This window comes from Staphylococcus simiae, from assembly GCF_002902085.1.
Classification (GTDB): domain Bacteria; phylum Bacillota; class Bacilli; order Staphylococcales; family Staphylococcaceae; genus Staphylococcus; species Staphylococcus simiae.
The window spans coordinates 1-16,418 of sequence record NZ_PPQR01000027.1; the positions used below are offsets into that span (position 1 = coordinate 1).

The following is a 16,418-nucleotide window of genomic DNA, read 5'->3' on the forward strand; positions in this document are numbered from 1 at the left end:
TATAGAGATAATTGCGCTTTTTTCATATTCAAAATACAAAAATCGGACTAATAGAAAATAATTAAAAATTCTCTATCAGTCCGATTTATTATAGAACCCTAAAAAAACGGATTTGTAGACAAAAATGTCTACAAATCCGTTATCTTGTACAATAAAAAAGCGCGCACCCCATCATAAGTTTGTTGAGTTCACGCTTTAAATCTTTATTTAGTTGATGGGGTACTCTGAGCTAGACAATATTTGTATGTGGCAAACATTATCGTTGCACTCATTTGCTTTATATAAAAGTAGTTAGTGTATTTATATAAATTCTTATACTAATTCGATAATTACTGATTCAGCACCGTCACCACGACGAGGGCCTACTTTAAGGATGCGAGTATATCCACCTTGACGTTCTGTATAACGCTCAGCGATTTCGCCAAATAATTTTTGAAGTGCAGTTTGAGTAGTTTCATCTTCATTTAAGATTTCAACATTACGTAATGTTTTTGCTGCATTACGACGAGAAGCTAAATCTCCCTTTTTACCTAAAGTGATTAATTTCTCAACAACACTGCGAACTTCTTTTGCACGAGCTTCTGTAGTTTCAATACGCTCACTAATAATAAGTGAAGTAGCTAAGTCACGTAACATAGCTTTACGTTGATCAGAAGTACGACCTAATTTTCTGTAACCCATGAGTTAACCTCCTTTATCAATCTTCTTTTCTTAAACCTAAACCTAAATCTTCTAATTTGTATTTAACTTCTTCTAAAGATTTACGTCCTAAATTACGCACTTTCATCATATCAGCTTCAGATTTATCAGCTAATTCTTGAACAGAGTTGATTCCTGCGCGTTTTAAGCAGTTATATGAACGTACAGATAAGTCTAATTCTTCAATAGACATTTCTAATACTTTTTCTTTTTGATCTTCTTCTTTTTCAATCATGATTTCAGCATTTTGCGCTTCATCAGTTAGACCTACAAAGATGTTCAAGTGTTCAGTCATTATTTTTGCTGCTAATGATACTGATTCTTGTGGTGTGATTGAACCATTAGTCCAAACATCCAATGTTAATTTATCAAAATCACTGCTTTGACCAACACGTGTGTTTTCAACTGTATAGTTTACACGTTCAACAGGTGAATATAATGAATCAACTGGAATGACACCAATAGGTAAATCACTAGTGTTATTTTGTTCTGCTAATGCGTAACCTCTACCTTTGTTAGCTATAAGACGAACTTTTAAGTGACCACCTTTAGATACTGTTGCGATTTTAAGTTCTGGGTTTAAAATCTCTACATCACTATCATGTGTAATGTCGCTTGCAGTTACTTCGCCTTCATCTCGCACATCAATTTCTAAAGTTTTATCTTCTTCAGAGTAAATTTTTAATGCTAAATTTTTGATGTTCATAATAATTGTAGAAACATCTTCAACTACATTATCTACTGCTGAAAATTCATGTAGAACTCCTTCAATTTCGATGTACTTAACGGCTGCACCTGGTAATGAAGATAGTAGGATACGACGTAAGGAGTTTCCTAGTGTAGTACCGTAGCCACGTTCTAGTGGTTCAACAACGAACTTACCGAATTTAGCATCTTCACTAATTTCAATTGTCTCAATTCTAGGTTTTTCGATTTCTATCATTTAAATATCCTCCTTAAATACGTCGACTAATTTTAAAATGTTTGCTCAGTGACCTGTAACAATTTCATCAAAAATTATACGCGACGACGTTTTGGTGGACGACAACCATTATGAGGTACTGGAGTAACGTCTCTAATTGCAGTTACTTCTAAACCTGCTGATTGTAATGCACGAATAGCTGATTCACGGCCTGGACCAGGTCCTTTAACTGTTACTTCAACTGATTTTAAACCATGCTCCATAGCTGATTTAGATGCAGTTTCAGATGCCATTTGTGCTGCGAATGGTGTTGATTTTTTTGATCCTTTAAATCCTAATGCACCAGCTGATGACCATGATAATGCGTTACCGAATTCATCAGTAATAGTTACAATAGTATTATTGAATGTTGAACGGATGTGTGCCACACCATTTTCAATATTCTTTTTCACTCTACGTTTACGAGATACTTGTTTACGTGCCATTTAATATTTGCCTCCTTTACCTATTATTTTTTCTTGTTAGCTACCGTTTTAACTGGTCCTTTACGAGTACGAGCATTGTTCTTCGTTTTTTGACCACGAACTGGTAAGCCACGACGGTGACGAATACCACGGTATGATGAAATTTCCATTAAACGTTTAATGTTTAAGTTTTGTTCACGACGTAAGTCACCTTCAACTTTGTAGCTATCTACAACTTCACGGATACGACCTAATTCATCGTCAGTTAAATCTTTTACACGAGTATCAGCTGAAACATTAGCTTCCTCAACGATTTTTTGTGCTGTTGAAGTACCGATACCGTATATATAAGTTAATGAGATAACAACGCGTTTTTCACGTGGAATATCTACTCCTGCAATACGTGCCATATTAATTTACACCTCTCTTTTATTAACCTTGTCTTTGTTTGTGTTTAGGATTTTCACAAATTACCATTACTTTACCTTTACGTTTAATGACTTTACATTTTTCGCAAATTGGTTTTACTGATGGTCTTACTTTCATTTTTATACCTCCCTATATTATGGAGTGACGATTATTTATAACGATAAGTAATTCTTCCGCGTGTTAAGTCATACGGAGACATCTCAACTGTTACTTTGTCGCCAGGTAGAATTCGAATGTAATTCATTCTGATTTTACCACTTACGTGAGCTAAAATCTCATGACCATTTTCTAATTCTACTTTAAACATTGCATTTGGTAAAGTATCTAGTACAGTACCTTCTAATTCAATTACATCTTGTTTAGCCATTGATTAACTTCCCCCTTTTTGCAATAGTAAGGTAATCGTCAATAGACAACTTTATGGTTACGAATCTATCAGTGATTAATTTTATAAGTTAAACAAAAATTACGGGAATTAATTATCGTTAATTGCCACTCTCTGCTATTAAATACAATCAAATCATACTTCACTTAACAATAGACCGTCAAAAGTTGATCTATTACAAATGATCTAAGATATCAATGACATCTTTAGTAACTTCGCTAATGTCTTTTGAGCCATCAATATTTTTTAATACACCTTTTTCATTATAAAACTCAAGAATAGGTTTTGATTGTTTAATATTAACACTCAAACGATTAGAGACAGTCTCTGGATTGTCATCTTCACGTTGATATAGCTTGCCACCATCAATATCACATATACCGTCGACCTTTGGAGGATTAAATACAAGATGATATGTTGTACCACACTCTTCACAGATACGACGACCTGTAAGTCTGTTCATTAATTCTTCTTCAGGAACTTCAATATTGATAACTGCATCAATATTTCTGTCAAGCTCAGACATAATATTATTTAATGCCTCAGCTTGTTCGATTGTTCTTGGAAAGCCATCTAATAAGAAACCTTTTTTAGCATCATCTTCAGAAATTCTTTCTTTAACGATACCAACTGTTACTTCATCAGGTACAAGTTCACCACGATCCATATAAGATTTAGCTTCTTTACCTAATTCAGTTTCATCTTTAATAGCTTTTCTAAACATGTCACCAGTTGAAATGTGGGGTATTGGGAATTTCTTAACAATTTCACTTGCTTGAGTTCCTTTACCTGCGCCAGGTAACCCCATCAAAATGATATTCATAAGTGCCCTCCTACAAATTATCTATTGCCAAAGCCTTTATATTCTTTTTGAGTTACTTGTGCTTCTAATGATTTCATAGTTTCAATAGCTACACCAATAACGATAAGTAAACTTGTACCACCAATCTGTATAGATTGAGGTAATCCCATAAACTTAGTCGCTAATATAGGTAATATTGAAATAACCGCTAAGAAGATAGAACCTACAAAAGTTAAACGATAAAGTACTTTAGTAATATATTTTTTAGTTTGTTCACCAGGTCTTATACCTGGAACGTAACTACCTTGTTTCTTAAGGTTGTCAGCCATTTTTTCCGGGTTAACTTGTACAAATGCATAAAAGTATGTGAATAAAATGATTAATACAATGTATATAACCATCCCAATATTACTTGAAGGATTTGCAGTATTTGCAATGTTTTGTGCCCATTCTGCATCAGGGAAGAACAATGTTAATGTTCTTGGTAATAAGAAGAACGCCATTGCAAAAATAACAGGAATAACTCCGGCTGAGTTAACTTTTAAAGGTAGATATGTTGCTTGTGAACCTAATCTTTGAGCAGTTTGTTTCTTAGCATATTGGATTGGAATTTTACGTTTAGCTTCAAGTACATAAATTGCACCAATAGTTAAAAGAATAAGTGAAACAATTAATCCTAATACTTTTAACCAAGCTAATGACGTATCCTCTTGACCAACAAATGCAGACTGTCCAAACTGAATAAGACTTGCAGGTAGCGTTGATAAAATACCAGCGAAAATGATAATTGAAATACCATTACCAACACCGAACTGAGTGATTTGATCACCAAGCCAAATTAAGAATGCAGTTCCTGCTGTTAAAACTACTGCAATTAATAAATAACTCATAATTGACTGATTAATAATCAGTGCACCTTTAAGATAATTATTAAATTGGAATGCCATACCTATAGATTGGATAAATGCTAAAATAATCGCTAAATAACGTGTGATGTTAGTTAACTTTCTTCTTCCTACTTCACCTTGTTTTGCCCATTCTGAAAACTTAGGAACAATATCCATTTGTAATAATTGCATTACGATAGATGCGGTGATGTAGGGCATAATACCCATTGCAAATATAGAAAACCGTTTCAAGGCTCCGCCACCAAATGTATTTAATAACTCAGTGGCACCTTGAGAACCTTGGGGATTATCAAAAGCTGCAGGATTAACTCCTGGAGCTGGTATATAAGTCCCTATTTTAAATATAACTAACATTGCTAGAGTGAAGAAAATCTTGTTACGAACTTCTTTCGTTTTAAAGAAGCTCACAAGGGTTTGAAACATTAGATCACCTCGTGTGCTCCACCTTTAGCATCAATAGCTTCTGCTGCTGAAGCTGAGAATTTATGAGCTTTCACTGTCAATTTCTTATCAAGTGAACCATTACCTAGTACTTTAATACCAGATTTTTCATTCTTCACAACACCAGATTCTACTAATAAAGCTGGAGTTACTTCAGTACCATCTTCAAATTTATTAAGTTGGTCTAAGTTAACAATAGCATATTCCTTACGATTAATGTTAGTAAAACCACGTTTTGGTAAACGACGGAATAATGGTAATTGACCACCTTCGAATCCTGGTCTTACACCACCGCCTGAACGAGCTTTTTGACCTTTTTGACCGCGACCACTTGTTTTACCGTTACCAGTCGCTGCACCACGTCCTACGCGATTGCGTACTTTACGTGAACCTTCTGCTGGTTTCAACTCATGTAATTTCATTTCGGCACCTCCTTAATTATTTTTCTTCTACTGTTAATAAATGTTTAACTTTGTTGATTTGCCCACGAATAGCAGGGTTATCTTCAACTACTACTGAACTATTAGTCTTTTTAAGACCTAAAGCTTCAACAGTTTTACGTTGTGTTTCCGGACGACCAATAACACTACGAGTGAGGGTAATTTGTAATTTAGCCATAACTAGTTTTCCCTCCTTAATTATATAATTCTTCTACTGTTTTGCCGCGTAATTTTGCAACATCTTCAGCATTTTTAAGGTTTTGTAAACCAGTGATTGTCGCACGAACCATATTAATTGGTGTGTTAGATCCTAATGATTTACTTAAGATATCAGTGATACCTGCTAACTCAAGTACGGCACGAACTGGTCCACCAGCGATTACTCCTGTACCAGGTGCTGCTGGTTTCATAAATACGCTTCCTGAACCATAACGACCAGTGATTGTGTGTGGAGTTGTACCTTCAACACGTGGAACAACTACTAAATCTTTTTTAGCTGCTTCAACAGCTTTTTTGATTGCTTCTGGTACTTCTTGAGCTTTACCTGTACCGAAACCTACACGACCATTTTTGTCTCCAACTACAACTAATGCAGTGAAACGGAAACGACGACCACCTTTTACAACTTTTGCTACACGGTTAATGGTAACAACGCGTTCTTCAAATTCTTTCGTCTCTTCTTCTCTACGAGCCATGTATTTGTCCCTCCTTTAAATTAAAATTCTAATCCGCTTTCTCTCGCAGCTTCAGCTAATGCTTTAACACGTCCGTGATATAAATATCCTCCACGGTCAAATACGATTGCTTTAATACCTTTATCAGTAGCTTTTTTAGCGATTGCTTCGCCAACTTTAGTAGCTAATTCAACTTTAGTTGCATCAGTAGCTACATCGCTGTCTTTAGAAGAAGCTTGAGCTAATGTTACGCCTTTATTATCATCAATAAGTTGTGCGTAAATGTGCTTGTTTGAACGATAAACATTTAAACGTGGCTTTTCAGCTGTACCAGATAATTTAGTACGAACACGTGAATGTCTTTTTAAACGCACTTTATTTTTATCAATTTTACTGATCATTTCAATACTCCTTTCTGTAGAGTTTTATCTATTATTTACCAGTTTTACCTTCTTTACGGCGTACATATTCACCTTGGTAGCGAATACCTTTACCTTTGTAAGGTTCTGGAGGTCTTACTGCACGAATATTAGAAGCAAATGCTCCAACTTGTTCTTTTGAAATTCCTTCAACTTTAACGATTGTGTTTTTCTCTACTGAGAATGTAATGTCATCTTCAGCTTTAATTTCAACTGGGTGAGAATACCCAACGTTAAGGATTAAGTCTTTACCTTGCATTTGAGCACGGTAACCTACACCTACAAGTTCAAGTACTTTTTCGTAACCTTTAGAAACACCTTGTACCATATTATTTAATAAAGCACGAGTTGTACCATGATTAGTTCTATCTTCTTTAGAATCTGATGGTCTTACAACTTCTATAGTGTTTTCGTCTTGTTTAAAAGTCATTCTTTCATTTAAAGTTCTTGATAATTCACCTTTTGGACCTTTTACAGTGACATGATTTCCATCAAAAGTTACTGTAACGTCACTAGGGATGTCAATAATTTTCTTACCAACACGACTCATGTTATGGCACCTCCTTATATTTTATTACCAAACGTATGCGATAATTTCTCCACCAACATTACGTTTTCTAGCTTCTTTATCAGTGATAACACCTTCTGAAGTTGATACTAATGCAATACCTAAACCATTTAATACTTTAGGCATTTCTGATGCTTTAGCATAAACACGTAAACCTGGTTTTGAAATACGTTTTAATCCTGTGATAACACGCTCATCGTTTTGACCATATTTTAAGAATAAACGAAGTACACCTTGTTTATCATCTTCTATATATTCAACATTTTTAATGAAACCTTCACTTTTTAAGATTTCAGCAATTTCTTTTTTGATATTTGATGCAGGTAACTCTAATTTCTCGTGACGCACCATGTTAGCGTTTCTAACACGAGTAAGCATATCTGCGATTGGATCTGTCATTGTCATTGATTGTTGCCTCCTTTCATACTTTTTTATTACCAGCTAGCTTTACGAACGCCAGGGATTTGGCCTTTGTAAGCTAATTCACGGAAACAAATACGGCATAATTTAAATTTACGATATACAGAATGTGGACGGCCACAACGTTCACAACGAGTGTATTCACGTACTGCATATTTTTGTTTTTTTTGTTGCTTAGCAACCATTGAAGTTTTAGCCACTTAATTAGCCTCCTTTAAATAATTATTTACGGAATGGCATACCGAAGTTAGCTAACAATTCACGAGCTTCTTCATCAGTGTTAGCAGTCGTTACGATAACAATATCCATTCCTCTAACTTTACTTACTTTATCATAGTCGATTTCTGGGAAAATTAATTGTTCTTTAACACCTAATGTGTAGTTACCGCGTCCGTCAAATGCTTTTTTAGAAACACCTTGGAAGTCACGTACACGAGGTAGTGATACTGAAATTAATTTATCTAAGAATTCATACATTCTTTCGCCGCGAAGTGTTACTTTAGCACCAATAGGCATACCTTCACGTAAACGGAATGTTGCTACTGATTTTTTCGCTTTAGTTACTAATGGTTTTTGACCAGTAATTAATTCTAATTCTTCAACAGCACTGTCTAGAACTTTAGAATTTTGTACAGCGTCACCTACACCCATGTTCACTACAATTTTATCTATTTTTGGTACTTCCATTACTGAAGTATAATCAAATTTCTTCATTAAGTTTTCAGTAACTTCTGAGTTAAACTTTTCTTTTAAACGGTTCAAAGTGGGATCCTCCTTTCAACTTATAATTAATTATTAGATTTGATTTCTTCGCCAGATTTTTTAGCGATACGAACTTTTTTACCATCAACAAATTTGTAACCAACACGAGTAGGTTCGTTTGTTTTTGGATCTAACAATTGTACGTTAGAAACATGGATTGCTGCCTCTGTTTCTAAGATTCCACCTTCAGGATTTAATTGAGTTGGTTTTTGGTGTTTTTTCATTATGTTAACACCTTCCACAACGACACGGTCTTTTTTAGGTAGAGTTTCTAATACTTTACCTTCTTTACCTTTGTCTTTACCTGCGATAACTTTTACGTTGTCACCTTTTTTGATATGCATGTGGGCACCTCCTTATATATATTGGTTAATGATTATTAAAGTACTTCTGGTGCTAATGAAACGATTTTCATGAAGTTACCTTCACGTAATTCACGAGCAACAGGACCGAAGATACGAGTACCACGTGGGCCTTTGTCATCACGAATGATAACACATGCATTTTCATCAAATTTGATATATGAACCGTCATTACGACGAACACCTGATTTAGTACGTACGATAACAGCTTTTACAACGTCACCCTTTTTAACAACGCCACCTGGTGTTGCATTTTTAACGGTACACACGATTACATCGCCAATGTTCGCTGTTTTACGACCAGATCCACCTAATACTTTGATTGTAAGAACTTCACGAGCACCAGAGTTATCTGCTACTTTTAAACGTGTCTCTTGTTGGATCATTAGTTAAACCTCCCTTATCTTTAAACTTGTATTAAATAATTACTGACTCTTCAACAATCTCTACTAAACGAAAACGTTTTGTTGCTGATAAAGGACGAGTTTCTTGAATTTTAACAATATCTCCTAATTTAGCTGAATTGTTTTCATCATGAGTTTTGTATTTTTTAGAGTATTTTACACGTTTGCCGTATAATTTGTGTGTTTTGTAAGTTTCAACAAGTACTGTAACAGTCTTGTCCATTTTGTCTGAAACAACTCTACCTACATAAACTTTACGATCATTTCTTTCGCTCACTTTTGTAACCTCCTCTTTCACTTAATTATTGATTAGCCTTACTTTGTTCAATTTCTCTTTCACGAGCAACAGTTTTTAGACGTGCAATCGTTTTTCTTACTGTACGAATACGTGCAGTTTCTTCTAATTGACCTGTAGCTAACTGAAAGCGTAGGTTAAAAAGCTCTTCTTTTGAAGATTTGATTTGTTCTTCGATTTCTGAAGTGGTTAAGTCTCTAATTTCCTTAGCTTTCATTTGTTTCACCACCCAATTCTTCACGTTTTACAAACTTAGTTTTTACTGGAAGTTTGTGACTTGCTAAACGTAGTGCTTCACGAGCAACTTCTTCAGATACACCAGCAACTTCGAATAAAATTCTACCAGGTTTTACAACTGCAATCCAGCCTTCAACCGCACCTTTACCAGCACCCATACGTACTTCTAAAGGTTTTTTTGTATATGGTGTATGTGGGAAGATTTTAATCCAAACTTTCCCGCCACGTTTCATGTAACGTGTCATTGCTATACGAGCAGATTCGATTTGACGAGACGTAATCCAAGACGTTGTTGTTGCTTGTAATCCGTACTCACCAAATGTTACGTAGTTACCGCCTTTTGAACGACCAGTTGTTTTAGGACGATGTTGACGACGATATTTTACACGTTTTGGTAGTAACATTATTATTTTCCTCCTTCACTAGTGTTCTTAGTAGGAAGAACTTCTCCACGATAGATCCATACTTTAACGCCTAATTTACCGTAAGTAGTATCAGCTTCTGCGTGTGCATAGTCAATGTCAGCACGTAATGTATGAAGTGGAACAGTTCCTTCTGAATATTGTTCAGCACGAGCGATGTCAGCTCCGCCTAAACGACCTGATACTTGTGTTTTAATACCTTTAGCACCAAGTTTCATAGCTCTTGTAATTGCTTGTTTTTGTACACGACGGAATGAAGCACGGTTTTCTAATTGACGTGCAATGTTTTCTGCCACTAAACGAGCATCAAGATCAATTTTTTTGATTTCAATAACGTTGATGTGTACTTTTTTATCAGTTAACGCATTTAATTTGTTACGTAATTTTTCGATTTCTGAACCGCCTTTACCAATTACCATACCAGGTTTACCAGTATGAATTGCAATGTTGATACGGTTTGCAGCACGTTCGATTTCTACGTGAGAAACAGACGCTTCTTTTAATTCATTATCAATAAATTTACGGATTTTTAAATCTTCGTGTAATAGTGATGCGAAGTCTTTTTCAGCATACCATTTAGCTTCCCAATCACGGATGATACCAACACGAAGTCCGATTGGATTAATTTTTTGACCCACAGTATTCCCTCCTTAAAAAGTTTATTAAGCTTCTTTCGCTTCTTCTTTACCGTCACTTACGACGATTGTAATGTGGCTTGTACGTTTGTTAATCGCACTAGCACGACCTTGTGCACGTGGACGGAAACGTTTTAATGTTGGTCCTTCATTAGCGTATGCTTCTTTGATAACTAATTCATCTGTGTTCATGTCATAGTTATGTTCAGCATTTGCTAAAGCGGACATTAATACTTTTTCGATTACTGGTGATGAAGCTTTGTTAGTTAATTTTAAAATAGCAATAGCTTCAGCAGCATTTTTACCTCTGATTAAGTCAAGAACTAATCTTACTTTACGAGGTGCGATTCTTATTGTTCTAGCAACCGCTTTTGCTTCCATTAGGATGTCCTCCTCTACTTTTAAATATTATCTTCTAGTTTTTTTGTCGTCTGCAGCATGTCCTTTAAATGTACGTGTAGGAGCAAACTCACCTAATTTATGACCTACCATATCTTCTGTTACATATACAGGTACATGTTTACGTCCGTCGTATACTGCAAAAGTATGTCCAATGAAATTAGGGAAAATTGTAGAACGACGTGACCATGTTTTGATTACTTGTTTCTTTTCGCTTCCTTCTTGAGCTTCAACTTTTTTCATTAAATGCTCATCGACGAAAGGTCCTTTTTTAATACTACGAGCCATTTGGGCGCCTCCCTTCTTATTATGTGCGTGCAGCACTAGGCCGCACACTCAAATAAGTTGATTTTATTATTTTTTCTTACGTCCACGAACGATAAGTTTGTCTGATGATTTTTTACCACGACGTGTTTTCTTACCAAGCGTAGGTTTACCCCATGGTGACATTGGAGATGGTCTACCGATAGGAGCACGACCTTCACCACCACCGTGTGGGTGATCGTTAGGGTTCATTACAGAACCACGAACTGTTGGGCGGATGCCTTTCCATCTTGAACGACCAGCTTTACCAACATTAACTAATTCATGTTGAATGTTACCAACTTGACCAATTGTAGCACGGCAAGTTGATAAAATCATACGTACTTCACCAGAACGTAATCTGATTAATACATATTTACCTTCTTTACCTAATACTTGTGCGCTAGCACCAGCTGAACGTGCAATTTGTCCACCTTTACCAGGTTTAAGTTCGATATTGTGTACTACAGTACCTACTGGGATGTTTTGTAGTGGTAATGCATTACCTAATTTAATATCAGCTTCTGCACCACTTTCAACGATTTGTCCAACTTGCAATCCTTTAGGAGCAATGATGTAACGTTTTTCACCGTCTGCATATACTAATAATGCAATATTTGCTGAACGGTTTGGATCGTATTGAATTGAATCAACTTTTGCATTGATTCCATCTTTATTTCTTTTGAAGTCGATAACACGGTATTGACGTTTGTGACCACCACCATGGTGTCTTACAGTCAATTTACCTTGGTTGTTACGTCCCGCTCTTTTCGGTAGCGGTTGTAATAATGACTTTTCAGGTGTTGTCTTTGTGATTTCTGCGAAATCCAAAGAAGTCATATTACGACGACCATTTGTTATTGGCTTATACTTTTTAATAGCCATTGTCGCTTACCTCCTTAATGGTAAATGTATTAGTTGAATAAGTCGATTGAACCTTCTTTTAATGTAACAATCGCTTTTCTTCTTTTATTTGTGTAGCCTTGGTAACGGCCCATACGTTTTTTCTTAGGTTTGTAGTTCATGATATTAACACTAGCTACTTTCACATCGAAGATTTCTTCAACTGCGATTTTAACTTGTGTTTTGTTAACACGAGTATCTACATCAAAAGTATATTTGTCTTCTGCCATAGCTTCAGAAGATTTCTCAGTGATCACGGGGCGCTTAAGAATGTCTCTAGCTTCCATTATCCGAGCACCTCCTCAACTTTTTTAGCGGCAGCTTCTGTAATTACTAAGCTGTCAGCATTTGTAATATCTAATACGTTTAAACCTTGTGCAGTTGTTACTTGAACATTAGGAATGTTACGTGCTGATAATTCAACATTAACATCTTCGTTATCAGTAACTACTAATACTTTCTTAGGTTGTTCTAAAGTAGTTAATACATTTTTGAATTCTTTTGTTTTTGGTGCATCAAAATTGAATGCATCTACAATAGTTAAGCTGTTTTCTTTTACTTTGAAAGATAACGCTGAACGTAATGCTAAACGACGCATTTTCTTAGGCATTTTGTATGCATAACTTCTTGGTGTTGGTCCGAATACAATACCACCACCACGCCATTGTGGCGCACGAATTGTACCTTGACGCGCACGTCCTGTTCCTTTTTGTCTCCATGGTTTACGTCCGCCACCACGAACTGCTGAACGATTCTTAACAGCATGTGTACCTTGACGTAATGAAGCACGTTGTAAAGTAATAGCTTCAAAAAGAACACTATTATTTGGTTCGATAGCGAATACTGAATCACTTAATTCTACTGAACCTGATTTAGTTCCGTCTAATTTTAAAACATCATAATTAGCCATTATGCATTTCCTCCTTTCACTTCTTATTATTTATTACCTTTTTTAATTGAAGTTCTGATTTCTACTAATCCTTTTTTAGGTCCAGGTACATTACCTTTAACTAAGATAACTTTGTTTTCTGCATCAACTTGAACTACTTCTAAGTTTTGTACAGTAACTGTGTTACCACCCATACGTCCAGGCATTTTTTGACCTTTAAATACTCTAGAAGCATCTGAAGCCATACCTACTGAACCAGGTGCTCTATGGAAATGAGAACCGTGAGACATTGGTCCACGAGATTGTCCGTGGCGTTTAATAGCACCTTGGAAACCTTTACCTTTTGATACGCCAGTTACATCAATAATATCTCCAGCTTCAAAAGTATCTACTGAGACTTCTTGACCTACTTCGTAACCTTCCACGTCAACATTACGGAATTCACGAATGAAGCGCTTAGGTGCTGCGTCAGCTTTTTTAGCATGACCTTCAGCTGGTTTATTAGCATATTTATTAGATTTAGCATCTTTTTTATATGCTTTTTTGTCTTCAAATCCTATTTGGATTGCATTGTATCCATCAACTTCTTCAGTTTTCTTTTGTAATACAACATTTTCTTTTGCTTCTACTACTGTTACAGGGATTAATTCACCGTTTTCTCCGAATACTTGTGTCATCCCAATTTTTCTTCCTAAGATTCCTTTGGTCATCGAAAGTCCACCTCCTAATTTTGTCTATTATAATTTAATTTCGATGTCTACACCAGATGGTAAGTTTAAGCCCATTAAAGCATCAACTGTTTTTGGTGTTGGGTTAACAATATCAATCAAACGTTTATGTGTACGTTGTTCGAATTGTTCACGTGAATCTTTATACTTATGCACCGCACGGATAATTGTGTAAACTGATTTCTCAGTTGGTAACGGAATTGGTCCAGAAACATCTGCACCAGAACGTTTCGCTGTTTCTACAATTTTCTCTGCTGATTGATCAATCACACGGTGATCATAAGCTTTTAATCTGATTCTGATTTTTTGTTTTGCCATTATTTTCCCTCCTCATTCGTCTACATTTAGTGATAGACTTCTCCACGAAAACTATCTTACACATCGCCATGACAAAGTGGCCGGGTGTGTCAGTAACCTTTCGCTTCATCGCTTTTCTTAAAGTCCAACGTTAGTTATATTACATGAAAAATGTCGATAAATCAAGGCTTTTCATATAATTATTCTATCTGTCTAACACATACTTTATTATTTTACTTTATATATATTGTTAGTTCAACAGTTTTCTAAATGTTTTTCTTTGTTTTTATTACATTAACTTTTTATAATTCATTTCATTATTAACTCTGGGAAAAATTTTATATACTTATCTTATGAAAGGTGTTGTAGTTTATGAAAAATGGTATTAAATTAACATTATCCATCATAGGTGTCTTTTTAATCGTTTGTGAATTCTTTTATGGTATTCCTTTTCTTGGTGGTAGTGTAATTGTATCTTTCGGTTGGCAACCACTATTGTTTAATGCGTTATTATACTTAATTTTAATTATTGTGTTATTGGTAGATAATCAAAATGCTATAAAACCTATGGTCTTTATTCCTTTAATGGGATTAATCGGTAGTTTCATCGCCTTTATTCCTATCATTGGTATGGTAATCCACTGGATTTTATTCTTCCTTATGATATTTTTTGTTATTGTGGTACTGTCTGCACCAACTTATGTAGCAAATAGAAATGCTCGCGTAATTTATACTCAATATAAAGATGATAAAAGGGAATAACGTTAAGATATGTAATTATAATAGAAGAAACTATTTAAAATTAGTTTAAAGTGACCAAAAAGCCGACCTCCATAATAGGAAGTCGGCTCTTATTTTTATAATCTAACCATGGACAAAAACGAAGTAAAGTATGAATAAAACCATCAATACATACATTATCGGATGTACTTCTTTATGTTTTTTAGAAATTAACATCGTGATTGGATAGAAGATGAAACCACACGCAATACCTGTTGCGATAGAATATGAAAGTGGCATCATTATAATTGTTATAAATGCAGGTACAGCAACTTCGAAACTCTTCCAGTTTATTTCTGCAAAGTTAGCAGCCATCAACACACCAACAACAACTAATGCCGGTGTTGTTACTGCACTTGTAACTACAGCTATTAATGGACTAAAGAACAAGGCTAATAAGAAACAACAGCCTGTAACAATACTTGCAAAGCCTGTTCTAGCTCCAACTGCTACACCAGAAGTAGATTCAATATATGATGTTGTTGTTGTTGTACCAAATATTGCACCCACTATTGTTGCTAATGAATCAGAAAATAAAGCTCTACCTGCTCTAGGTAACTTATTATCTTTCATGATACCTGCTTGTGTTGCAACTGCAACTAATGTTCCCGCTGTATCAAAGAAATCAATAAATAAGAAAGTTAATATGACAATTAAAAATTGAATTGTAAATAGTTGGCCTGGGTCTTTAAATGCTTCAAACGCTGCACCAAACGTTGGCTTAATACTTGGTATTTGTCCCACTACTCCTGTAGGTGTATGTATTAAACCAGTTAGCATGCCTACAATTGCAGTGACAATCATACCTATGAATATAGATCCTGGTAATTTCTTAGCATATAAAATAACTGTAATAGCTATACCAAATATTGCCAATAAAACTGGTCCTTTTGTTAAATGTCCAAGTGTAACTAAAGTAGAATCATTTTTGACAATAATTCCTGAACTTTGTAAACCTACAAATGTAATAAATAAACCAATACCGGCAGACACTGCCATCTTCATTTGATATGGTATAGCGTTAATAATAACTTCCCTAAACCCTGTGACAGTCAATATGGCAAAAAAGATACCTGAGAATAGCACACCAGTTAATCCAACTTTCCACGGAATTCCCATAGTTAAGACTACAGTAAACGCGAAAAATGCATTTAATCCCATACCTGGGGCTAGTGCTATAGGGTACTTAGCAATTAATCCCATAAATAATGAACCTACAAATGCTGCAAGTGCAGTAGCTACAAATATTGCCCCTTGGTCCATTTTCATATCTTCAGATATGCCTTTTACACCTGCTAAACTTAATACTTGTGGGTTTACGGCTAAAATATAAGCCATTGATAAAAACGTTGTAATACCACCCAGAATTTCTCTTTTGAAATTTGTTCCATATTTATCGAACTGGAAATAGTTTTTCACGAATGGATGCTC

General features: G+C 35.3%; 31 protein-coding genes. 1 reads left to right on the plus strand and 30 read right to left on the minus strand.

The window, feature by feature from the left end; genetic code table 11:
• Positions 1 to 312 precede the first annotated feature (312 nt).
• From rplQ to rpsJ, 29 genes are all read right to left on the minus strand, one after another.
• Positions 313 to 681 (minus strand): 50S ribosomal protein L17, encoded by a 369-nt coding sequence (rplQ, locus tag CD113_RS04685; RefSeq protein ID WP_002461761.1) that lies wholly within the window; start codon positions 679 to 681, stop codon positions 313 to 315.
• Positions 682 to 697: 16 nt separating this feature from the next.
• On the minus strand, positions 698 to 1,642 hold the full coding sequence (locus tag CD113_RS04690) for a DNA-directed RNA polymerase subunit alpha (RefSeq protein WP_002461762.1): 945 nt from the start codon (positions 1,640 to 1,642) through the stop codon (positions 698 to 700).
• 74 nt (positions 1,643 to 1,716) lie between these two features.
• Complete coding sequence (gene rpsK / locus CD113_RS04695; RefSeq protein WP_002461763.1) at positions 1,717 to 2,106, minus strand: 30S ribosomal protein S11; 390 nt, start codon at positions 2,104 to 2,106, stop codon at positions 1,717 to 1,719.
• A 23-nt stretch (positions 2,107 to 2,129) separates the two neighbouring features.
• A complete protein-coding gene (rpsM, locus tag CD113_RS04700; protein ID WP_002461764.1) occupies positions 2,130 to 2,495 on the minus strand; it encodes a 30S ribosomal protein S13 in 366 nt (121 codons plus the stop codon).
• Positions 2,496 to 2,517: 22 nt separating this feature from the next.
• A complete protein-coding gene (rpmJ, locus tag CD113_RS04705) occupies positions 2,518 to 2,631 on the minus strand; it encodes a 50S ribosomal protein L36 (RefSeq protein WP_000868342.1) in 114 nt (37 codons plus the stop codon).
• A 31-nt stretch (positions 2,632 to 2,662) separates the two neighbouring features.
• Positions 2,663 to 2,881, minus strand: a complete 219-nt coding sequence (infA, locus tag CD113_RS04710) for a translation initiation factor IF-1 (RefSeq protein ID WP_001118443.1) — start codon at positions 2,879 to 2,881, stop codon at positions 2,663 to 2,665.
• 193 nt (positions 2,882 to 3,074) lie between these two features.
• Complete coding sequence (locus CD113_RS04715; protein ID WP_002461773.1) at positions 3,075 to 3,722, minus strand: adenylate kinase; 648 nt, start codon at positions 3,720 to 3,722, stop codon at positions 3,075 to 3,077.
• A gap of 17 nt (positions 3,723 to 3,739) precedes the next feature.
• Positions 3,740 to 5,032: a preprotein translocase subunit SecY gene (gene secY, locus CD113_RS04720; RefSeq protein WP_002461775.1), complete on the minus strand. Its 1,293-nt coding sequence runs from the start codon at positions 5,030 to 5,032 to the stop codon at positions 3,740 to 3,742.
• On the minus strand, positions 5,032 to 5,472 hold the full coding sequence (gene rplO / locus CD113_RS04725; RefSeq protein WP_002461776.1) for a 50S ribosomal protein L15: 441 nt from the start codon (positions 5,470 to 5,472) through the stop codon (positions 5,032 to 5,034). The genes secY and rplO overlap by 1 nt, the downstream gene beginning before the upstream one ends.
• A 16-nt stretch (positions 5,473 to 5,488) precedes the next feature.
• The gene (gene rpmD / locus CD113_RS04730; RefSeq protein ID WP_001096576.1) at positions 5,489 to 5,668 is read right to left on the minus strand and encodes a 50S ribosomal protein L30; all 180 of its coding nucleotides are present in this window, start codon (positions 5,666 to 5,668) and stop codon (positions 5,489 to 5,491) included.
• A 16-nt stretch (positions 5,669 to 5,684) separates the two neighbouring features.
• Positions 5,685 to 6,185: a 30S ribosomal protein S5 gene (rpsE, locus tag CD113_RS04735; RefSeq protein ID WP_002461778.1), complete on the minus strand. Its 501-nt coding sequence runs from the start codon at positions 6,183 to 6,185 to the stop codon at positions 5,685 to 5,687.
• 20 nt (positions 6,186 to 6,205) lie between these two features.
• Positions 6,206 to 6,565 carry a 50S ribosomal protein L18 gene (gene rplR / locus CD113_RS04740; RefSeq protein WP_002461779.1) on the minus strand — a complete coding sequence of 120 codons (360 nt, stop codon included), beginning with the start codon at positions 6,563 to 6,565 and terminating at the stop codon, positions 6,206 to 6,208.
• Positions 6,566 to 6,596: 31 nt separating this feature from the next.
• Positions 6,597 to 7,133 carry a 50S ribosomal protein L6 gene (gene rplF / locus CD113_RS04745; protein ID WP_002461780.1) on the minus strand — a complete coding sequence of 179 codons (537 nt, stop codon included), beginning with the start codon at positions 7,131 to 7,133 and terminating at the stop codon, positions 6,597 to 6,599.
• A 24-nt stretch (positions 7,134 to 7,157) separates the two neighbouring features.
• On the minus strand, positions 7,158 to 7,556 hold the full coding sequence (gene rpsH / locus CD113_RS04750; RefSeq protein WP_002461781.1) for a 30S ribosomal protein S8: 399 nt from the start codon (positions 7,554 to 7,556) through the stop codon (positions 7,158 to 7,160).
• Between the two features lie 29 nt (positions 7,557 to 7,585).
• A complete protein-coding gene (locus CD113_RS04755) occupies positions 7,586 to 7,771 on the minus strand; it encodes a type Z 30S ribosomal protein S14 (protein WP_001140799.1) in 186 nt (61 codons plus the stop codon).
• Between the two features lie 22 nt (positions 7,772 to 7,793).
• Entirely contained in the window at positions 7,794 to 8,333 is a 540-nt protein-coding gene (gene rplE, locus CD113_RS04760) for a 50S ribosomal protein L5 (RefSeq protein ID WP_002461783.1), read from the minus strand.
• Between the two features lie 26 nt (positions 8,334 to 8,359).
• Entirely contained in the window at positions 8,360 to 8,677 is a 318-nt protein-coding gene (rplX, locus tag CD113_RS04765; RefSeq protein ID WP_002461784.1) for a 50S ribosomal protein L24, read from the minus strand.
• Between the two features lie 35 nt (positions 8,678 to 8,712).
• The gene (gene rplN / locus CD113_RS04770) at positions 8,713 to 9,081 is read right to left on the minus strand and encodes a 50S ribosomal protein L14 (RefSeq protein ID WP_000615921.1); all 369 of its coding nucleotides are present in this window, start codon (positions 9,079 to 9,081) and stop codon (positions 8,713 to 8,715) included.
• Between the two features lie 31 nt (positions 9,082 to 9,112).
• Positions 9,113 to 9,376, minus strand: coding sequence for a 30S ribosomal protein S17 (gene rpsQ, locus CD113_RS04775; protein WP_001829723.1), 264 nt, complete (start codon positions 9,374 to 9,376; stop codon positions 9,113 to 9,115).
• A 25-nt stretch (positions 9,377 to 9,401) separates the two neighbouring features.
• On the minus strand, positions 9,402 to 9,611 hold the full coding sequence (gene rpmC, locus CD113_RS04780; RefSeq protein ID WP_000644737.1) for a 50S ribosomal protein L29: 210 nt from the start codon (positions 9,609 to 9,611) through the stop codon (positions 9,402 to 9,404).
• The gene (gene rplP / locus CD113_RS04785) at positions 9,601 to 10,035 is read right to left on the minus strand and encodes a 50S ribosomal protein L16 (RefSeq protein WP_002432945.1); all 435 of its coding nucleotides are present in this window, start codon (positions 10,033 to 10,035) and stop codon (positions 9,601 to 9,603) included. Before rplP ends, rpmC begins: the two co-directional genes overlap by 11 nt.
• A 2-nt stretch (positions 10,036 to 10,037) precedes the next feature.
• Positions 10,038 to 10,691 carry a 30S ribosomal protein S3 gene (rpsC, locus tag CD113_RS04790; protein ID WP_002461788.1) on the minus strand — a complete coding sequence of 218 codons (654 nt, stop codon included), beginning with the start codon at positions 10,689 to 10,691 and terminating at the stop codon, positions 10,038 to 10,040.
• A gap of 24 nt (positions 10,692 to 10,715) precedes the next feature.
• Positions 10,716 to 11,069: a 50S ribosomal protein L22 gene (rplV, locus tag CD113_RS04795; RefSeq protein ID WP_002432623.1), complete on the minus strand. Its 354-nt coding sequence runs from the start codon at positions 11,067 to 11,069 to the stop codon at positions 10,716 to 10,718.
• A gap of 27 nt (positions 11,070 to 11,096) precedes the next feature.
• A complete protein-coding gene (rpsS, locus tag CD113_RS04800; RefSeq protein WP_002461789.1) occupies positions 11,097 to 11,375 on the minus strand; it encodes a 30S ribosomal protein S19 in 279 nt (92 codons plus the stop codon).
• A gap of 66 nt (positions 11,376 to 11,441) precedes the next feature.
• Complete coding sequence (gene rplB, locus CD113_RS04805) at positions 11,442 to 12,275, minus strand: 50S ribosomal protein L2 (protein WP_002461790.1); 834 nt, start codon at positions 12,273 to 12,275, stop codon at positions 11,442 to 11,444.
• Between the two features lie 29 nt (positions 12,276 to 12,304).
• Positions 12,305 to 12,580 (minus strand): 50S ribosomal protein L23, encoded by a 276-nt coding sequence (gene rplW, locus CD113_RS04810; protein WP_002461791.1) that lies wholly within the window; start codon positions 12,578 to 12,580, stop codon positions 12,305 to 12,307.
• Positions 12,580 to 13,203 (minus strand): 50S ribosomal protein L4, encoded by a 624-nt coding sequence (rplD, locus tag CD113_RS04815; protein WP_002461792.1) that lies wholly within the window; start codon positions 13,201 to 13,203, stop codon positions 12,580 to 12,582. The genes rplW and rplD overlap by 1 nt, the downstream gene beginning before the upstream one ends.
• A 26-nt stretch (positions 13,204 to 13,229) precedes the next feature.
• Positions 13,230 to 13,892, minus strand: a complete 663-nt coding sequence (gene rplC / locus CD113_RS04820; protein WP_002461793.1) for a 50S ribosomal protein L3 — start codon at positions 13,890 to 13,892, stop codon at positions 13,230 to 13,232.
• Between the two features lie 27 nt (positions 13,893 to 13,919).
• Positions 13,920 to 14,228 carry a 30S ribosomal protein S10 gene (gene rpsJ / locus CD113_RS04825; protein ID WP_001118667.1) on the minus strand — a complete coding sequence of 103 codons (309 nt, stop codon included), beginning with the start codon at positions 14,226 to 14,228 and terminating at the stop codon, positions 13,920 to 13,922.
• A 351-nt stretch (positions 14,229 to 14,579) separates the two neighbouring features.
• Between rpsJ and CD113_RS04830 the strand changes: the two genes are divergently transcribed.
• Positions 14,580 to 14,969, plus strand: a complete 390-nt coding sequence (locus CD113_RS04830; protein ID WP_002461794.1) for a hypothetical protein — start codon at positions 14,580 to 14,582, stop codon at positions 14,967 to 14,969.
• 102 nt (positions 14,970 to 15,071) lie between these two features.
• Here CD113_RS04830 and stgP read toward each other — a convergent pair whose 3' ends face one another.
• The gene (gene stgP / locus CD113_RS04835; protein WP_002461796.1) at positions 15,072 to 16,406 is read right to left on the minus strand and encodes a 6-thioguanine permease StgP; all 1,335 of its coding nucleotides are present in this window, start codon (positions 16,404 to 16,406) and stop codon (positions 15,072 to 15,074) included.
• Positions 16,407 to 16,418 lie beyond the last annotated feature (12 nt).

What these genes read in the sequence shown, in the direction of transcription:
- rpmJ (WP_000868342.1), bottom strand. Translation starts at nt 2,631, where the DNA reads ATGAAAGTAAGACCATCAGTAAAACCAATTTGCGAAAAATGTAAAGTC.
- rpsK (WP_002461763.1), bottom strand. Translation starts at nt 2,106, where the DNA reads ATGGCACGTAAACAAGTATCTCGTAAACGTAGAGTGAAAAAGAATATT.
- rplB (WP_002461790.1), bottom strand. Translation starts at nt 12,275, where the DNA reads ATGGCTATTAAAAAGTATAAGCCAATAACAAATGGTCGTCGTAATATG.
- rpsE (WP_002461778.1), bottom strand. Translation starts at nt 6,185, where the DNA reads ATGGCTCGTAGAGAAGAAGAGACGAAAGAATTTGAAGAACGCGTTGTT.
- rplQ (WP_002461761.1), bottom strand. Translation starts at nt 681, where the DNA reads ATGGGTTACAGAAAATTAGGTCGTACTTCTGATCAACGTAAAGCTATG.
- rpsJ (WP_001118667.1), bottom strand. Translation starts at nt 14,228, where the DNA reads ATGGCAAAACAAAAAATCAGAATCAGATTAAAAGCTTATGATCACCGT.
- rplW (WP_002461791.1), bottom strand. Translation starts at nt 12,580, where the DNA reads ATGGAAGCTAGAGACATTCTTAAGCGCCCCGTGATCACTGAGAAATCT.
- rplV (WP_002432623.1), bottom strand. Translation starts at nt 11,069, where the DNA reads ATGGAAGCAAAAGCGGTTGCTAGAACAATAAGAATCGCACCTCGTAAA.
- rplX (WP_002461784.1), bottom strand. Translation starts at nt 8,677, where the DNA reads ATGCATATCAAAAAAGGTGACAACGTAAAAGTTATCGCAGGTAAAGAC.
- rpmC (WP_000644737.1), bottom strand. Translation starts at nt 9,611, where the DNA reads ATGAAAGCTAAGGAAATTAGAGACTTAACCACTTCAGAAATCGAAGAA.
- rpsS (WP_002461789.1), bottom strand. Translation starts at nt 11,375, where the DNA reads ATGGCTCGTAGTATTAAAAAAGGACCTTTCGTCGATGAGCATTTAATG.
- rplN (WP_000615921.1), bottom strand. Translation starts at nt 9,081, where the DNA reads ATGATCCAACAAGAGACACGTTTAAAAGTAGCAGATAACTCTGGTGCT.
- rpmD (WP_001096576.1), bottom strand. Translation starts at nt 5,668, where the DNA reads ATGGCTAAATTACAAATTACCCTCACTCGTAGTGTTATTGGTCGTCCG.
- CD113_RS04690 (WP_002461762.1), bottom strand. Translation starts at nt 1,642, where the DNA reads ATGATAGAAATCGAAAAACCTAGAATTGAGACAATTGAAATTAGTGAA.
- rpsM (WP_002461764.1), bottom strand. Translation starts at nt 2,495, where the DNA reads ATGGCACGTATTGCAGGAGTAGATATTCCACGTGAAAAACGCGTTGTT.
- rplD (WP_002461792.1), bottom strand. Translation starts at nt 13,203, where the DNA reads ATGGCTAATTATGATGTTTTAAAATTAGACGGAACTAAATCAGGTTCA.
- secY (WP_002461775.1), bottom strand. Translation starts at nt 5,032, where the DNA reads ATGTTTCAAACCCTTGTGAGCTTCTTTAAAACGAAAGAAGTTCGTAAC.
- infA (WP_001118443.1), bottom strand. Translation starts at nt 2,881, where the DNA reads ATGGCTAAACAAGATGTAATTGAATTAGAAGGTACTGTACTAGATACT.
- CD113_RS04715 (WP_002461773.1), bottom strand. Translation starts at nt 3,722, where the DNA reads ATGAATATCATTTTGATGGGGTTACCTGGCGCAGGTAAAGGAACTCAA.
- rplP (WP_002432945.1), bottom strand. Translation starts at nt 10,035, where the DNA reads ATGTTACTACCAAAACGTGTAAAATATCGTCGTCAACATCGTCCTAAA.
- rplC (WP_002461793.1), bottom strand. Translation starts at nt 13,892, where the DNA reads ATGACCAAAGGAATCTTAGGAAGAAAAATTGGGATGACACAAGTATTC.
- CD113_RS04830 (WP_002461794.1), top strand. Translation starts at nt 14,580, where the DNA reads ATGAAAAATGGTATTAAATTAACATTATCCATCATAGGTGTCTTTTTA.
- rplF (WP_002461780.1), bottom strand. Translation starts at nt 7,133, where the DNA reads ATGAGTCGTGTTGGTAAGAAAATTATTGACATCCCTAGTGACGTTACA.
- rplR (WP_002461779.1), bottom strand. Translation starts at nt 6,565, where the DNA reads ATGATCAGTAAAATTGATAAAAATAAAGTGCGTTTAAAAAGACATTCA.
- rplO (WP_002461776.1), bottom strand. Translation starts at nt 5,472, where the DNA reads ATGAAATTACATGAGTTGAAACCAGCAGAAGGTTCACGTAAAGTACGC.
- rpsH (WP_002461781.1), bottom strand. Translation starts at nt 7,556, where the DNA reads ATGACAATGACAGATCCAATCGCAGATATGCTTACTCGTGTTAGAAAC.